The following is a 1,739-nucleotide window of genomic DNA, read 5'->3' on the forward strand; positions in this document are numbered from 1 at the left end:
TGTTCTTTGAAAATTGCACAGTGAATATAGAAATAACCTAGTAAAATGAAACATCTAATAGATGTTTTAAAATACTGATTTATTAATCAGTATGCTGATATAAGATCAAGCTACAAAGGGCGCACGGTGAATGCCCTGGCACTAGGAGCCGATGAAGGACGTGATAAGCTGCGATAAGCTTCGTGTAGGCGCAAACAGCCTGTGATACGAAGATTTCCGAATGGGGAAACCCGCATGATTAACATCATGCACTGTATACTGAATACATAGGTATATGGAGGTACACTCTGGGAACTGAAACATCTAAGTACCAGAAGGAAGAGAAAGAAAAATCGATTTCCTGAGTAGCGGCGAGCGAAACGGAAAGAGCCCAAACCAGAAACTTGTTTCTGGGGTTGCGGATAGAACACAACGCTTTGATTTTCTTAGCCGAATAGAATTGGAAAGTTCAGTCGTAGAAGGTAAAAACCCTGTAGGTGAAAAGAAAAGAAAAGTAGTTCTACTCCAGAGTACCACGAGACACGAGAAACCTTGTGGGAAGCAGGGAGGACCATCTCCCAAGGCTAAATACTACCTAGTGACCGATAGTGAAGCAGTACCGTGAGGGAAAGGTGAAAAGAACCCCGGGAGGGGAGTGAAATAGAATCTGAAACCGTGTGCCTACAAACGGTCGGAGCACATTAAAGTGTGACGGCGTGCTTTTTGTAGAACGAGCCAGCGAGTTACGATATGCAGCAAGGTTAAGCACTTAAGGTGCGGAGCCGAAGGGAAACCGAGTCTGAATAGGGCAACTAGTTGCATGTCGTAGACCCGAAACCGAGTGATCTATCCATGGCCAGGATGAAGCGAAAGTAAAATTTCGTGGAGGTCCGAACCACGTTGGTGTTGAAAAACCATGGGATGAGCTGTGGATAGCGGAGAAATTCCAATCGAACTCGGAGATAGCTGGTTCTCCTCGAAATAGCTTTAGGGCTAGCGTCGGGTAATTGAGTAATGGAGGTAGAGCACTGAATGGGCTAGGGGGCATAGCGCTTACTGAACCCTATCAAACTCCGAATGCCATATACTTGTATCCCGGCAGTCAGACTGCGAGTGATAAGATCCGTGGTCAAAAGGGAAACAGCCCAGACCATCAGCTAAGGTCCCAAAGTGTAAGTTAAGTGGGAAAGGATGTGGGATTTCTAAGACAACTAGGATGTTGGCTTAGAAGCAGCCACTCATTCAAAGAGTGCGTAATAGCTCACTAGTCGAGAGATCCCGCGCCGAAGATGTAACGGGGCTAAAACTTACCACCGAAGCTATGGATGTGTACTACGTACACGTGGTAGAGGAGCTTTCTGTACAGGTTGAAGCCATACCGTAAGGAGTGGTGGACAGTGCAGAAGTGAGAATGCTGGCATAAGTAGCGAGAAACAGGTGAGAATCCTGTTGGCCGAATATCTAAGGTTTCCTGGGGAAGGCTCGTCCTCCCAGGGTTAGTCGGGACCTAAGCCGAGGCCGAAAGGCGTAGGCGATGGACAACTGGTTGATATTCCAGTACCACCAACATGCGTTTGACAGATGGGATGACGCAGGAGGATAGGGTGTGCGCACTATTGGATGTGCGTTCAAGCACTTAGGAGGATTGAACAGGCAAATCCGTTCAATCTTAACTCTGAGGTGTGATGAGGAGCGAAATTAAGTAGCGAAGTACCTGATTCCACGCTGCCAAGAAAAGTCTCTATGGAGTATGTTGGTGC

Annotated in this window: 1 rRNA gene; it reads left to right on the forward strand. The window is 46.9% G+C overall.

Features of this window, described 5'->3' with window-relative positions:
- Positions 1-103 precede the first annotated feature (103 nt).
- Positions 104-1,739: ribosomal RNA gene (locus tag OIO11_RS11725) — 23S ribosomal RNA — on the forward strand; the annotation flags it as partial.

Source organism: Clostridium sp. ZS2-4, from assembly GCF_026719745.1.
Classification (GTDB): domain Bacteria; phylum Bacillota; class Clostridia; order Clostridiales; family Clostridiaceae; genus Clostridium_H.